1 protein-coding gene is annotated in these 1268 nt (G+C 70.9%); it reads left to right on the top strand.

Features of this window, described 5'->3' with window-relative positions:
* Positions 1-40: 40 nt before the first annotated feature.
* Positions 41-1268 (top strand): HNH endonuclease signature motif containing protein (locus tag CLV63_RS33085; RefSeq protein WP_106587181.1); only part of this gene is annotated, 1228 nt, incomplete at its 3' end.

Here is a 1268-nt window from a genome sequence, read left to right on the forward strand (position 1 = left end):
ATACCTGGTCATCCCTGTAAGAAGAACATATACTGAACACATGTTCGAAAGCGAAGGATCCCAGGCGCCTCCCCCGGCTTCGGCCGGTGGGCTGGCCGGGGTGCGCCGCACCCTCGCCTCGGCCGCCGCGCACGCGGCCGCGTGCGCGGATGCCGAGATCCCGCCCGGGGCTGCCCTCGGGATCGGGGCGGACATCGCCGCGACCATCACCGCCCTGGAACAGGTCAAGCACGCCCTGTGCGCGAACCTGGCGGGGTTCGAGGCCGCGGGCGGGCTTGACGGCTCCGGATACTCCCGTCTGGTCGACTGGATCACCCACACCGCCACCATGGGCCGGGCCGAAGCCGCTACCTATGCCCACACCGCGCAGCTCCCGCAGGCGCTCGAGGAGACCCGGGCGGCCTATGCGGAGGGGCGCATCAGCCTGGGTCAGGTCGAACACATCAGCCGGTACACGGCCAAAGCCGTGGAAGAGCGCAACCGCACCGAATGGCCCGACCCCGATGCCTTGGCGGTCCAGGCCGAGCAGGTCCTGCTCGGCCTGGCCGTGCAGGACTCCACCACGTGCGCGGATCTCGCCATCGCCGGAAAACGGCTGCGGGCCGCGCTGAACCCGGTGACCCATGAGCGCGACTACGCCCAGCGCTACGACACCCGGGGTGCGACCCTGGTGCGGACCCCCGATTCAGGGTTCCACCTGGAGGCCTGGGGCGATGAGGTCTCGGCCGATCAGCTCCAGGCCGCGCTGGAGGCCTTCGGCGGCCCGCCCGCTCCGGGCGACAAGCGCCGACCCCGCCAGCGGTTGTTCGATCAGCTGCTGGACATGGCCGAACACACGCTGCGCACCAGCGATCAGCTCCCCACTACGGGGGGTCAGCCCGCCCAGGTGCGGGTCACGGTGCCACTGGAGGCACTGCGCGGTGTCCCGGGGATCTTTCCCGCCATCAGCGACTACGGCACGGTGTACCCGCTGTCGGCGGTGCGGGCTCTGGCCAAGGACTGCATCCTGCGCCGCATCGTGGTCGACCCGCTGACCGGGGCACCTCTGGATGTGGGGCGGGCGCGGCGGATCTTCCCGCTGCAAGCGCGGATCGCGGTGCTGTCGGCGCATGCGACCTGCCAGTGGGAGCAGGGGTGCGATCGGCCGGCCCGGTGGTGCCAGATCGACCACAAGCAGGCCTGGTGGGACGGCGGCACCACCGACCTTTCCAACGCCCAGCCGCTGTGCCGGGCGCACAACCTGGAAAAGGAACACCGCCGGGCCCGCA

The sequence above is a fragment of the Murinocardiopsis flavida genome (assembly GCF_003014485.1).
GTDB classification, from domain to species: domain Bacteria; phylum Actinomycetota; class Actinomycetes; order Streptosporangiales; family Streptosporangiaceae; genus Murinocardiopsis; species Murinocardiopsis flavida.